This window comes from Pseudomonas sp. D3, from assembly GCF_029320995.1.
GTDB classification, from domain to species: Bacteria; Pseudomonadota; Gammaproteobacteria; order Pseudomonadales; family Pseudomonadaceae; genus Aquipseudomonas; species Aquipseudomonas paraveronii.
Genome location: NZ_CP119772.1, coordinates 2,124,471 through 2,137,719, shown reverse-complemented (window position 1 = coordinate 2,137,719; position 13,249 = coordinate 2,124,471). Strand labels below are relative to the sequence as shown.

Sequence of the window (13,249 nt, the reverse complement as noted above, 5' to 3'; positions counted from 1 at the left end):
AACGATTGTATACGTGAAGTGGACTTCTAGCTGCAAGCTCTTAGCCCCCCTTACAACTCGAAGCGCAGTTCCGGCCAGATCGGCGGCGTGCCACGCTTTTGCGACTCCAGAATGGCACGGCACAGGGGGCACAGGCGCTGGTCCTGGAAGATCGAGCGGTCCACCGCCGACCAGCGTGGCTGAGCCGGCAACAACGTGCCACAGAGCGTGCGATCGATCGTGCCGCCCAGCTCCAATTGACGCGTGACCAAATGCACCCGGACTTCCTGGCAGGCGAACAGATCCAGCTGTTCGTCCGGCTCGATCAGTTGGTAATTAAACAGGGACCAGGCAGGACGCGACATCGAGGGCTCCAAATCGGGGGGGCGCCACCTTAGCCGAAAGCCTGCCGGTAGAAAAGCGTCATAACAGCGGTTTTAGCGTCGGCCAGACATTTTCCAGCAACTTGCCCTGGGCGCCGACCGCAGGATGCAGTTGATCGGCCTGCATCAGCTCGGGATGACCGCCCACGCCTTCGAGAAAAAACGGCACCAACGGCACGCTCTTCTCCTTGGCCAGCGCCGCGTAGACCCCGGTAAACGCCGTGGTGTATTTCGGACCGTAGTTAGGCGGCAACTGCATGCCCAGCAGCAACACCTTGGCGCCGACCGCCTGGGACTGCTCGATCATCGACGCAAGATTTTGTTTCAATTGCGCCGGCGGCTGTCCGCGCAGGCCGTCATTGCCGCCCAGCTCGATAATCACCAGGACTGGCTTATGCTCTGCAAGCGCCGCCGGCAGTCGCGCGAGGCCTCCGGCACTGGTGTCGCCACTGATGGACGCGTTGACCACTTCATCGTCGAAACCTTCGTGCTTGAGCCGTTGTCCCAGCAAGGCTACCCACCCTTTACTGGTATCCAGTCCGAAACCGGCACTGATACTATCGCCAACGATCAGGACCGTACCCGCCGCTGCGTTCTGGGCCATGCACATCAAGGCCAGGCCAGCACTCAAAAACCACATTCGCATCGGATTCTCCATGGGCGCAAGCATTCTCACCGCGCGGAACCTTAGCAAAGTGGTTCCCAGCGCGGAAGGTGAACTGACTATCCTGCACGAACTGAGCCTGGAACTGAACAAGGGCGATAGCCTGGCTATCGTCGGTGCCTCCGGTTCCGGTAAATCCACCCTCCTTGGCCTGTTGGCCGGCCTCGACCTGCCCAGCAGTGGCGAAGTCACGCTCGCGGGGCAAGCCCTGAGCACCCTCGACGAAGACCAGCGCGCACGCATACGCGCCGAACACGTGGGCTTCGTCTTCCAGTCATTCCAACTGCTCGACAGCCTCAACGCGCTGGAAAACGTCATGCTGCCGCTGGAACTGGACGGCCGCAAAGACGCCCGCGAACGTGCCAGGCACCTGCTCGAACGGGTCGGCCTGGGCCAACGCCTGACCCACTCGCCACGCCAACTCTCCGGGGGTGAGCAACAGCGGGTGGCGATCGCCCGCGCATTTGCCGCCGAACCTGACGTGCTGTTTGCCGATGAACCCACCGGCAACCTCGACAGCCATACCGGCGAGCGCATCAGCGACCTGCTGTTTGAACTGAATAAAGAAAGCGGCACGACACTGGTCCTGGTCACTCACGATGAGCGCCTGGCCCACCGTTGCCGACGCCTGATCCGCCTTGAAGCCGGCCTGATGGTCGCGCCCCTGGAGCCTTGATGGCACGTTTGCCGCTGCTGCGCCTGTTCAGCCTTGCCATGCGCCAATTGCTGCGCGATGCCCGCGCCGGCGAATTGCGCGTGTTGTTCTTCGCCCTGCTAGTGGCCGTCGCCTCCAGCACCGCCATCGGCTACTTCGGCGCGCGCCTGAATGGCGCCATGCTGTTGCGCGCCACCGAGTTTCTCGGCGCCGACCTGGTGCTCGAGGGCAGCTCACCCGCGCGCCCCGAGCAAATCAGGTCCGGGACCGAACTGGGCCTGGATCACGCGCGCGTCGTCGAGTTCTCCAGCGTTATCGCCACCGATAACGGCATCCAGCTGTCCAGCATCAAGGCGGTCAACGAGCAGTACCCGTTGCGCGGCGAACTGAAAAGCGCAGCCGCGCCGTTCGGTGACGAAACCCCAGGCGGCGGCCCGAAACCCGGCGAAGCCTGGGTGGAGGCGCGGCTGCTCACGGCACTCGACCTGAAAGTGGGTGACAGCATCGACGTGGGCATGAAGCCCCTGCGCCTGACGCGCGTGCTGACCTATGAACCGGACCGCGCCGGCAATTTCTACAGCCTCACGCCAAGGGTGATGATCAACCTGGCCGACCTCGACGCCACCGGCGTGGTCCAGCCTGGCAGTCGCGTCAGCTACCGCGAACTGTGGCGCGGGGCCCCAGCCAGTACGGCACTGCAAACCTATCGCGACCTGGTCAAGCCGGGCCTCGCGGCCAACCAGCGCCTGCAGGATTCCCGGGATGGCAACCAGCAGATCGGCGGCGCCCTGGGCAAGGCCGAGCGCTACCTGAACATGGCCAGCCTGGTGGCGGTGCTGCTGGCCGGTGTGGCCGTGGCGCTGTCCGCCAACCGTTTCGCCAGCCGACGCTTTGATGCCAGTGCGCTGTTGCGCTGCCTGGGTTTATCGCGGCGTGAAACCATGCTGTTGTTCAGCCTGCAACTCAGCGTACTCGGCCTGTTGGCGAGCCTGGCCGGCGCCCTGCTCGGCTGGCTCGCGCAATTTGGCCTGTTCTATTTCCTGCACGACCTGCTGCCGGCGGACGTACCACCCGGTGGGCTACTGCCGGCCATTGCCGGGATCGGCACCGGGCTGGTGGCCCTTGCCGGTTTCGCCCTGCCGCCGTTGGCGGCACTGGGCCGCGTACCACCGCTGCGCGTACTGCGACGCGACCTGCTGCCCATCCCGTCCAGCACCTGGATGGTCTACGGCGCGGCGCTGCTTGCCCTGGGCCTGATCATGTGGCGCCTGAGCCTCGACCTGGTGCTGACCTTCGCCCTGCTCGGCGGCGGCGTGGTCGCGGCCTTGATTCTCGGTGGCCTGCTCCTGCTGCTGTTGCAGAGCCTACGCCGCCTGCTGGCCCGGGCGTCCCTACCCTGGCGCCTGGGCCTGGGCCAATTGCTGCGCCACCCGCTGGCGGCGGCAGGCCAGTCCCTGGCGTTCGGCTTGATCCTGCTGTCCATGGGTTTGATCGCCCTGCTGCGCGGCGAATTGCTGGACACCTGGCAAAACCAGTTGCCCAAGGATGCGCCCAACTACTTTGCGCTGAATATCCTGCCCGCCGACAAAGACGCCTTTGGTGCTCGCCTGCTCGAGCTGCAGGCGCAATCGGCGCCGCTGTATCCAGTGGTGCCCGGCCGGCTGATCAGCGTCAACGGCGAGCCGGTGCAGGAGATTGTCAGCAAGGACTCCAGTGGCGACCGTGCGGTACAGCGCGACCTGAGCCTGACCTGGGCCGCCGACCTGCCGCCGGGCAATGCCCTGACTGCGGGGACTTGGTGGGCGCAGCAACCGGGTGATGAAATACCGGGCGTGTCGGTGGAAGCCAAGGTCGCCGAAAGCCTGAAACTCAAGCTCGACGACCATCTGGTGTTCACGGTGGCGGGCGAAAATCGTGAAGCTCGGGTCACCAGCCTGCGCACCATCAATTGGGATAACTTCCAGCCCAACTTCTTCATGATTTTCCAGCCTGGCACCTTGAAAGACCTGCCAGCCACCTACTTGACCAGCTTCTATCTAGCCCCCGGCCATGACCGGCAGATCGTCGACCTGTCCCGGGCATTCCCGGCGGCCACGATCCTGCAGGTCGAGGCCCTGCTGGAGCAACTGCGCAGCATCCTCGCCCAAGTGACGCTGGCGGTGGAATATGTGCTGCTATTTGTGCTGGCGGCAGGGATGGCGGTGCTGTTTTCCGGCCTGCAGGCCACCCTGGATGAGCGCATTCGCCAAGGTGCGCTGCTGCGGGCGCTGGGCGCCGAGCGCAAGCTGCTGGTAAAGGCCCGACGCATCGAGTTCGGCCTGCTGGGCGCGGTCAGCGGTTTGCTCGCAGCGCTGGGTACCGAGCTGGTGACATGGGTGCTGTACCGCTACGCCTTTGACCTGGCCTGGCACCCGCACGTGTGGTTGCTACTGCTGCCGGTGATCGGTGCGGTGCTGATCGGCGGTGCCGGGGTATTCGGGACGCGCCGCGCGCTGAATGCCAGCCCGCTGACGGTATTGCGCGAAGGTTGAAAGGACGATGGCCCGCAGCTTCAAAGACTGCGGGCCATGATTGCCTATTTCACATACTCGATACCGGTGATCCACCAGCACACCTCGCCGTTTGGTGTCTGCACGATGGCCTCGTCGTCGACTTGCTTGCGCAACAGCGCCCGTGCCATCGGTGAGTCGATGGAGATGTAGTCCATCCGCTCATAGATCTCGTCATAGCCGACGATACGAAAACGCTTGGTCTCGCCCTGCTCGTTTTCAATATCGACCCAGGCACCGAAAAATACCCGCCCCTCCTGCTCGGGCATGTACTCCACCACGCGCATGTCTTCCAGACGCTTGCGCAGGTAGCGTACCCGCCGATCAATCTCACGCAGCAGCTTCTTGTTGTACTGGTAGTCCGCGTTCTCGCTGCGATCCCCCAGGGAGGCGGCCCAAGTCACCTTGCGCGTGGTGTCCGGACGCTTTTCGCGCCACAGGTAATCCAACTCCTTCTTCAGCGCTTCATGACCTTCTTTGGTAATCAGCTTGGTACTCAAACGCGTGCATCCCCAGGCAATGTCCATTGATTCCAATACGCCGCAGCTTGAAGGCCCGGCGTCGACGAACAGAGAGTGATGATAAATGAACGGGCGAAAGTAGCCAGACCCGCCGACGCCTCGCATCACAAGTGGATTGCACCAAGATCGCTGCTGGGTTGAAACGGCTCATTTCTCGCCAGGCCGTCCAACGCCTGGTCGAGTTCAAAGAGGACGGCCTGCACATTCTGGCGCAACCCAGGTAACTGCACGAGCAACGCCGCCAACGTCTCACCCTTCTGGCGCGCCCGTAATTCTTGCACCTCGACTTGAGTGACCCGCTCCTCCAGGACGCGGGCGCGTTCATCCATTTGGCGCTGCCCTTGCTGCTGCGCACCCAAGGCATTTGCCAACTGTGCCTCACGCCCCTCCAGCGCCTGAGCCTGCAACTGCAGGGCGCCCTCCTCCTGCGCCATCCGACGGGTCAGCTCCTGGCGTTTTTGCTCAAGCTCCGCCAGCCCTTGCTGCAGCTGAACCTGGCGCTGCTCAAGCACCTCTTCGCGCTTTTGCATCGCGAGTTTTTGCTGGGTCAGTTCCTGGGCGACGCGCGCGAGGTTGGTCAAGGTGCTATCCACCTCGAACAGCGAATTTTGCTCCGCCTGTTCGCTCAATGCCGGCGGCGCACTGGGTGCAACCACAACGGCCAGCGATTCATTTGGCGCCAAGACCTCTGGCGCCTGCTGCGGAGGTTGAGCCGGCCCCTGGATCATCACGGGCGAGACCTTTTCAGGCTCCTTCGTCACTTTGGGAGCCGAGACCATTCGAGAAGAAAAACGAATGGACGGGACAATCAGCGTAGGACTTTCAATAGCCTCTGACGCTGGGGAAGACGTCCCCAAGGTAATCACCTTCATCACCAAGGCTTTCTTGATGTTCATTGAATGATGATCTTCGGGCCTGGCGGGCGGCAACTTGCAGCCTTTCAAATCGACAAAATGATAAGGAACCTGGCCGTCACCTACACTCCCCGATTTGGTACCGGACGCCGCCAGGGTCAGTATTTGTTTAAATACCCGCATCGCAACTTGCAGATCTTCCTGAGCATCCACCCCGCCCAAGAAGTACCGTTCAACTTTCCTACGTAATGCTGCGACATATACCCGGGAACTACCCGGCTCTATTTCTTCATCCAGACTGTACACAAGAAAGTTCGACGCGATCTGGGGTATAGCAAAACCACAGAGCAGAGCGCCGTTGACCGGCGTATCCTCACCCGAGCGTTCAAGAACTAGGGTACGTAGAAGCATCATAGTAATCGGGCCTCATAACAACAAGCAAAGCGTATATAAACATCAGATAAACATCCGACCATCAACATGCATTTATCACTCAACGATTGTTTCAGCGCGCTAATCGACTGAACGTAGGACTTCTCTTATTAATATACTTCAGTGCTTCCAAGCACGATGCATTGAACGTACCATTTTTAAACCCGAGCCCTGTATCACTCAATAAAGGCGCTTGCCTCTTCATTCTTCTTGCCTTACCCACCGAATAGAAAAGCATAATGATCGAGATAAGCAACCTCACAAAATACTTGAACAAAAAGAGTGTAATCAACGATGTCTCATTTTCTGCCAAACGCCAAGAGTGCCTTGGGTTATTTGGATTGGAGGGGGCAGGTAAAACTACACTTTTGAAGATGATCGCCGGCGCCACCCAGCCCTCCTCGGGGCAGGTGCGGATTTTGGGGCTGGATACACAAACCCATGGGTATCAGGCACGCAAGGCAATAGGCTATCAACCCGAATCCGGCGTCAACCACCCGACCCTGTCAGTCAAGAACTTGCTCAGCTTCATCGCCACCGTTCGTGGATTCCAGGGCGCGGAGAAGCGCAGGCGGGTGGATCGCGCCGCCAGCCGACTCGAACTCTGGCCAGTCCTCGGTTACCCGATCAACACGCTTCCGCCAGGCCTGAAACGCAAAGTCGCATTTGCCCAAGCCCTGCTGCACGACCCCGACGTGCTACTGCTGGACGAACCCGGCGAAGGCTTGGCGCCCCATCAGCAAGGGAAGATCAGCACGCTTATCCAGTCATTGGCCGACGAGATGACGATTATCGTCGCCTCACGCGATTGCGAAGCACTGGCCGGCGTCTGCACCCGTGCCCTGGTCATTGGCGGCGGTCGCCTGCTGGCGGACACCCCAATGCCCGAGCTACAGCGCAGCTCCCGGCACTTCCGGGCGGTCACCCTGGCGGCGAAGTCGGCCCTGGATTTGTTGGCACTCGCCGTGCTGCCCGGCGTGGCAGGTATCGAAGAAGACCGGCACGGTCCAGGCACGGTGACCGTTCTCGCCATGCCGGGACACTCCATCTACCCCGCCATCTGCGCATTGATTGCCAACCGGCGCTGGGAAATACACTCACTGAATCTGGAGCCAGGTCGCCTGAACGATGTCGTTCACCACCTGAGCCAGGAGGCATCCCATTGAACCTGCTGCCACCTGTTTTCAAACGCCAGCTTGCCAGCTATCTATCGGCACCTGCCACCTACCTGAGCATTGCGCTATTCCTGGTGCTGTCCGCCTTACTGGGATTGCACACAAGCCCATTGCTGGAGCGAAGCAGCAGCGACTTGCAGGGCTTTTTTCAATGGCACCCTTGGTTGTACCTGTTACTGATCCCTGCCCTGTCGACTCAACTTTGGGCGGATGAGAACGAGACCGGCTTTGGCGATTTCATGAAAACCCTGCCTGTCAGGCCCGCGGAACTGGTTATTGGAAAATTCCTCGCTGCCTGGGTCGTGGCGGGCCTGGCACTATTGCTGACATTTCCCATCGTGACAGTTGTCAACTTGCTCGGCACTGCGGACAACGCGGTCATTGCCTCACAATTTCTGTCCAGTTGGTTATTAGCCGGGAGCTATCTATCGGTCGGTGTTTTTATTTGCGCACTGACCCGCCAACGCCTGGCCATTTTCATATTGACGCTGAGCTTGCTGTTATTGGCCAGCGGTGTGTCTTCGGTGTTGGATGCACTTGAGCGTCAAGCGCCCATCTGGATCATCGATAGTTTGACGTCTCTCAGCCCACTCCTACGTTTTGGCCTGATTGACCACGGGACACTTACCTTTCAGGACTGCGCGTATTTCATCAGCATGATCATTGCTTTTCTTGCTGCGACGACCGCAATCCTCAACTACAAGAACAGCTGAGAAGGAACACTCTCGATGCGATATCCATTGCGCACCGGCATGACACTTAGCGTCATACTGCTTTTGTTCCTCGCATTCAACTTGGTATGGGCAGTCAAATTTCCCGATCTACGCCAGGATTTTTCTCAACAAAAAACCAACACATTGTCACCCGAGGTAGTGCACTTACTCACCACACTGGAAAGCCCACTGGACTTCTACTATTTCAATTCAAGCCTACCGGCACAAAAAAGCAGCATCCTGAAACACTATGCTAAACGCGTTGAAGAAAAACTGAGGGCTTTCGAACACGCAGCAAACGGCAGGATCAATCTGCACATTATCGATCCTGCTCCCTTTTCAGAGGATGCCTACAAAGCAGGATTATATGGACTACGCGATCAACCGGGATTCTTCGGTCTTATCGGCACGCGGGAGGGCCAAGCCGCACAACGCATCGAATCGTTCAACCCAGAGAACGAACCGTTGCTGGAGTATGAAATCAGCCACCTGATCACCCAGTTGCTGCATCCCGAGCCTGCGGTCATTGGACTGTTATCCGGGTTACCGGCAGACGCGTCCATCGAACCGTTGGTGCTGGAATTGCACCGACATTTCGACCTACTGGAGTTGGAGCCGACTGCAGATCATGTCCCCTCGCGGATCAAAACCCTGATGCTCATAAACCCCCGCGAGCTGCCGGAGAAAACGCTGTACGCGATTGACCAATTCGTCCTTAACGGCGGCAAACTGCTGATGTTTATCGACCCCCTCGGTAAAGGCGACTCAAAGGCAACACCCTCGGCGACCAGACTAGACGGGTTACTCGCCGGCTGGGGGGTCAGCATGCCGAGCAATAAGGTACTGGTCGACCGCACCTATGCCCCATCGGAACATCAACCGGCCACCTTCACCCTGCCACGCCAAGCGATGAATACCGATGATGTCAGCACCTGGAAGCTGGACACGGTGACCGTGTCGAACAGCGGCGCCCTGTTCTCCCTGGATAAAAGCCGGGCCACCTTCACGCCACTGCTGCGCAGTTCCAGACAGTCGTTACTGCTGGATTCAAGCGCCGTAGACAGCGCGTTCCCCACGCGTGGCGAGCGTCATGTGATCGCTGCCCGACTCGAAGGGCCAGCCTATTCAGCGTTTGCTGACGGATTTGGCGGGCAGCCGCCGGGGCGGCAGAAGGCGACGCAGATCCAAGTGGTAGTGGTGGCCGATACGGATATGTTGAGCGAGCCACCCAGCGGTTCCGCGCAAAACGCTAACAAACTGTTTGTAGTAAACACTCTGGATAACCTCGCAGCACCGCAGGCCCTTGCGAATATTCGCCCGCGTGCAGTGGCGGGCCACTCATTGAACCTGCTGGAGAAGCGCCGCGAGGCTGCCGAGCGCGCCTACCAGGATCAGGCCACCGAGCTGGAACGGCGCCTGGTACAAACGGAAAAGGAATGGCAGCGCCTCAACCCTGAGGGCACGACCCTGGGCACCGAGGCTGTCGATACCAACACCCAGTTGCAAGCGCTCAACAAAGAGCGCCTGCGTTTACCGATGGAACTGCATGCGCTGAAAAACGCCCTTCACGCGCCGGTGCAGCGCCTGGAGCGCAACATAAAACTGCTGGTGATTGTGCCGTTGCCGGCACTGCTGGGCCTGATTGCCTGGGGGCTATTTCAATGGCGTCGCCGTCGTTGTCCGGTGCCACCGTCGGCGTTCTATTGAGGGCTCAGCGCCGCGCGATCAAGCCTTGCCGGGCAATGCGCGTCAGTTGATGAATCACCTCGGCAGCATCTCTGGCGCTGGGCGCCTGGATCACCGCAAGGTCAAAGCTGTTGCTGGCAAAGCGCCCCAGGGAATCGCCATCTTCGACAAACTGGATCAGGAACGCCGAAGGCCGCCCGCCACGCCGCGGCCAACCATCCAGGTAACGCAACAGCGTCGGCTGGTGCTTGCCGCCGAGGAGAATTCTTGGATTGCGTTGATTCAGGTCCGCAGTGATCGGGGCCAGGCGTATGAGGGGGTGTGGTGCATTCATCGTGTCGTGTCTCTGCCTCAAAAGTCTGCGGGCAGGTGAGAGGCAACACCGAACCAGCGCTTTAGCGGTATTTCGAAGCCTGCGTCTTCAGTCAGAGCTGGCTTCTGTCGGGCTGCATCGAGTCCCAGTGGCGCCCCGCAATTAGCTGTTTAAATCGGCGCATAACCAACATCCTAGAGAAGCCGATGGGGCGGTGTCAAGAATCCCGCGCAACGAAAAGGCCCGCGCATGGCGGGCCTTCTCCAGGGGATACAGGGCGATCAGTTGGCGATGGCGCGGTCGGCAGACAGTTTGCCAGCACCTTCGAACAGGACGGCCAGGGAGCCGCCGAGCAAGGCCAGGGCGAACTCATAACCGTTGTTCGCCATGAACAGACCGTTATGGATATGCACCGAGAAGATCGCCACCAGCGACAGAAAAGTCAGGCCCAATGCCGCAGGGCGCGCCAGCAGACCGATGATCAGGGCCAGGCCGGCGAAGAACTCGGTACCGCCCGACAACAAGGCCATCAAGGTGCCCGGCGCCAGGCCAATGCTTTCCATCCACTGCGCGGTGCCCGCCAGGCCGTAGCCGCCAAACCAGCCAAAGAGTTTTTGCGAACCGTGGGCGGCGAAGATGATACCGACAACAATGCGCAGAACGGTCAGGCCATAGCCGGCGCGGGTGGACAGGATGCTTTTGATCAGTGGGCTCATGGTGATAATCCTTTTCAAAGTAGGGGTTGGTTGGCCGCTATATTAATCAGTTTATACAATGATAAAAGCCGAAAAATCGCCTGATTAATATCAATAAAATCGATCACTTGCGTGAGGCGATTTTCGGCTCCAACGCCGAAGGCTCCAGGGAGTCCCGTTCCCGATCAAACGCCAGGTAGTACTTATTGACGCTATTCACATAGCTGACGGCGCTCATCCCCACCTGCTCCATGGCAATGCGCTCCACCTGGAAGAACCACTGATTGGGATTAAGCCCACGGCGCTTGGCTTCAGTACGCATGCCTTGCACGCGTTCCGGCCCCATGTTGTAGGCGGCCAGCACGAAAGCCATGCGCTCGCGCTCGTTGAGCTTGGGGCTGGCGAAAAACTTGCGGCGGATCATCGACAGGTAACGCGCGCTCGCCTGCACATTGCTGTCGAGATTCTCGATATTGTTCACGCCCACCCGCTGCGCGGCCGAAGGTGTGATCTGCATCAGGCCGGTCGGCCCACCGCTGCTGCGCGTACCTGGGTCGAGGGCGGACTCTTTGAAGGCCAGCGCAGCGAGGTTCAACCAATCCATGCCTTGCTCGCGCGCATGTTTTTGCAGGACCGGACGCAGTTTCTCGAGGCGCTGGCGGTCGATGCGGGCCAGCGGGTTGCGCACTTGGTAAAGGCGTCGATAAATGCGCTGAAACGCCACGTCCTGGTCGGAGGGCGTGCGGTAGGTCTTGAGAAAGCGATCAATACTTGCCCGCAGCATCGCGGCGTCCTGCCGCACGAACCAGTACTCTTCGCCCGGCTCATTGATCGCCACCTGTTTGTCGAAGCGCAGTTTGGGCAGGATCTTCGACCAACGTTCAGCGATGGGCTTCTCGACAATGGTCAGGTGAAAGATGCCGGCCTGGACCATCTCCAGCACATCCTCCACCGCCAGGCTCGGGTCGACCCATTCCACCTTTATTGGCGGCTGCTTGTGCAGGGCCAGCTTCTGGTTGACCTGATTGATCGCATCCGCCGCCGCGCTGCCGGTGGTCAGCGCCAGGGTGCGCCCGGATAGCTGCTCCAACTTGGTAAACCGCCGCTCACCCTTGACCCCCACCAGCCATAACGGCACGCCACTGGCGATCGGGTCGCTCGCGCTGATCTTGTGCGCGGCCTTTACTTCCAGCAATTCTCCGGGAGCCACCAAGTCGCCTTCGCCACGCGCCAGCGCGCCGAGCAGTTGCCCCTTGGCCTTGGGGATGATCTTGAGATTGATGTTCTGGCCATCGCGGGCTTGGTCGTTGAGGTACTGCTCGAACGCACGCAGGCGATGGTATTCGACACCAATGGCCTGGCCCTGAATTTCACCGGAACTGTTGCGGCTCTGGTTGACCAGTACGCGCAGGGTACGACTGGAGCGAATCTCGGCCAGGTCGCGGACCTTGCTCGGCTTGGTCACTTCCAGCGGCCCGTCCAGCCGCGCGACCGCCGCCATGGGCAGCAATAACGTCAGGCACAACATAAGTAACGCCGAGGGTCGGATCATCCGCTCTCCGGAAAGAATACTGGCCAGCACCTTCGCGAAAAACGAGGGACTGGAGGTCAGAAACAGAGCGCTTTATGCGCTGACAAAGCACGCAACGGCGGCACCAGGGCAGGCGATAGACCCACCACAATGTCGCTTGCGACGTTCAAAGACAGCTATAACTCGTTGTAGTTCTAGGTTTTTCTTATAAATCTACAGCTCTGATATGCTTTCCGTCCGCAGGCGGAGATAGCACCATGCAACTCATTGATATCGGCGTCAACCTGACAAACCCAAGTTTCGACGAGAAGCACCAGGCCGTTCTCGAGCGCGCCTATGCCGCCGGCGTGCAACAATTGGTGCTCACCGGCACCCGTGTCGACGGCAGCGAACAGGCCCTGCAATTGTGCGAAAAACTCGATGAAAGCGGCCAACGGCTGTTCTGCACCGCCGGCATCCACCCCCACTCCGCCAGCGACTGGAACGGCGACAGCGCCCAACGCTTACGCGGTTTGCTCAACGACAGCCGCGTGCGTGCAGTGGGCGAATGCGGGCTGGATTTCAACCGCGATTTTTCCCCGCGCCCGCAGCAGGAAAAAGTCCTCGAAGAACACCTGGCCCTGGCCGTCGAACTGAAACTGCCGGTATTTCTCCACGAACGCGACGCCAACCAGCGCCTGCTGGAGATCCTCAAGGATTACCGTGATCACTTGTCCGCCGCCGTGGTGCATTGCTTCACGGGCGAGCAGCAGGCGCTGTTCAGCTACCTCGACCTTGACTTGCACATCGGCATCACCGGTTGGATCTGCGACGAGCGCCGTGGGACGCACCTGCATCCACTGGTCAGGGAAATTCCTCGGGGCCGCCTGATGTTGGAAAGCGATGCGCCTTACCTACTGCCGCGCACCCTGCGGCCCAAGCCGAAAAACGGCCGCAATGAACCGGCCTACCTGCCGGAGGTGCTGCGCGAAGTTGCTCTGCACCGCAACGAAAGCCTGGAAGACCTGGCCCAACACAGCACCGCCTGCGCCCGCGCCTTTTTCGGGCTGCCCATCGTGGTTTGATGCGACGCATTGACCCATATCAAAGTGACTTTTCT

The 13,249-nt window shown here is 60.0% G+C and carries 13 protein-coding genes; 6 read left to right on the top strand and 7 right to left on the bottom strand.

From position 1 onward, the window contains the following. Nucleotides 1-50: 50 nt before the first annotated feature. Both P3S72_RS09820 and P3S72_RS09815 read right to left on the bottom strand, forming a co-directional pair. The gene (locus P3S72_RS09820) at nt 51-344 is read right to left on the bottom strand and encodes a hypothetical protein (RefSeq protein WP_247401699.1); all 294 of its coding nucleotides are present in this window, start codon (nt 342-344) and stop codon (nt 51-53) included. Nucleotides 345-402: 58 nt separating this feature from the next. After that, nucleotides 403-1,008, bottom strand: coding sequence for an arylesterase (locus P3S72_RS09815; protein ID WP_276197169.1), 606 nt, complete (start codon nt 1,006-1,008; stop codon nt 403-405). Between the two features lie 10 nt (nt 1,009-1,018). Here P3S72_RS09815 and P3S72_RS09810 point away from each other — a divergent pair, with 10 nt between their 5' ends. After that, complete coding sequence (locus P3S72_RS09810; protein ID WP_010176179.1) at nt 1,019-1,702, top strand: ABC transporter ATP-binding protein; 684 nt, start codon at nt 1,019-1,021, stop codon at nt 1,700-1,702. Further along, nucleotides 1,702-4,212, top strand: a complete 2,511-nt coding sequence (locus tag P3S72_RS09805) for an ABC transporter permease (RefSeq protein WP_276197168.1) — start codon at nt 1,702-1,704, stop codon at nt 4,210-4,212. Before P3S72_RS09810 ends, P3S72_RS09805 begins: the two co-directional genes overlap by 1 nt. A 44-nt stretch (nt 4,213-4,256) precedes the next feature. Here P3S72_RS09805 and greB read toward each other — a convergent pair whose 3' ends face one another. Both greB and P3S72_RS09795 read right to left on the bottom strand, forming a co-directional pair. Continuing rightward, nucleotides 4,257-4,730 (bottom strand): transcription elongation factor GreB, encoded by a 474-nt coding sequence (gene greB, locus P3S72_RS09800; protein ID WP_177033332.1) that lies wholly within the window; start codon nt 4,728-4,730, stop codon nt 4,257-4,259. A gap of 125 nt (nt 4,731-4,855) precedes the next feature. After that, nucleotides 4,856-6,019: a hypothetical protein gene (locus P3S72_RS09795; protein ID WP_276197167.1), complete on the bottom strand. Its 1,164-nt coding sequence runs from the start codon at nt 6,017-6,019 to the stop codon at nt 4,856-4,858. A 257-nt stretch (nt 6,020-6,276) separates the two neighbouring features. Here P3S72_RS09795 and P3S72_RS09790 point away from each other — a divergent pair, with 257 nt between their 5' ends. From P3S72_RS09790 to P3S72_RS09780, 3 genes are read left to right on the top strand one after another with little or no spacing between them, the layout of a single operon-like run. Beyond that, entirely contained in the window at nt 6,277-7,203 is a 927-nt protein-coding gene (locus P3S72_RS09790; protein WP_276197166.1) for an ABC transporter ATP-binding protein, read from the top strand. Further along, entirely contained in the window at nt 7,200-7,925 is a 726-nt protein-coding gene (locus P3S72_RS09785; RefSeq protein ID WP_276197165.1) for an ABC transporter permease, read from the top strand. Before P3S72_RS09790 ends, P3S72_RS09785 begins: the two co-directional genes overlap by 4 nt. Nucleotides 7,926-7,940: 15 nt before the next feature. Continuing rightward, a complete protein-coding gene (locus P3S72_RS09780; RefSeq protein ID WP_276197164.1) occupies nt 7,941-9,632 on the top strand; it encodes a Gldg family protein in 1,692 nt (563 codons plus the stop codon). A gap of 4 nt (nt 9,633-9,636) precedes the next feature. Here P3S72_RS09780 and P3S72_RS09775 read toward each other — a convergent pair whose 3' ends face one another. The 3 genes from P3S72_RS09775 to P3S72_RS09765 form a co-directional block, all read right to left on the bottom strand. After that, the gene (locus P3S72_RS09775; RefSeq protein ID WP_276197163.1) at nt 9,637-9,945 is read right to left on the bottom strand and encodes a class I SAM-dependent methyltransferase; all 309 of its coding nucleotides are present in this window, start codon (nt 9,943-9,945) and stop codon (nt 9,637-9,639) included. Nucleotides 9,946-10,205: 260 nt separating this feature from the next. Beyond that, nucleotides 10,206-10,640 carry a DoxX family protein gene (locus tag P3S72_RS09770; RefSeq protein ID WP_276197162.1) on the bottom strand — a complete coding sequence of 145 codons (435 nt, stop codon included), beginning with the start codon at nt 10,638-10,640 and terminating at the stop codon, nt 10,206-10,208. A 103-nt stretch (nt 10,641-10,743) separates the two neighbouring features. Next, nucleotides 10,744-12,171: a transglycosylase SLT domain-containing protein gene (locus P3S72_RS09765; protein ID WP_276197161.1), complete on the bottom strand. Its 1,428-nt coding sequence runs from the start codon at nt 12,169-12,171 to the stop codon at nt 10,744-10,746. A gap of 236 nt (nt 12,172-12,407) precedes the next feature. Here P3S72_RS09765 and P3S72_RS09760 point away from each other — a divergent pair, with 236 nt between their 5' ends. After that, nucleotides 12,408-13,214 (top strand): TatD family hydrolase, encoded by an 807-nt coding sequence (locus P3S72_RS09760; RefSeq protein WP_276197160.1) that lies wholly within the window; start codon nt 12,408-12,410, stop codon nt 13,212-13,214. The last annotated feature ends 35 nt before the right edge of the window (nt 13,215-13,249 follow it).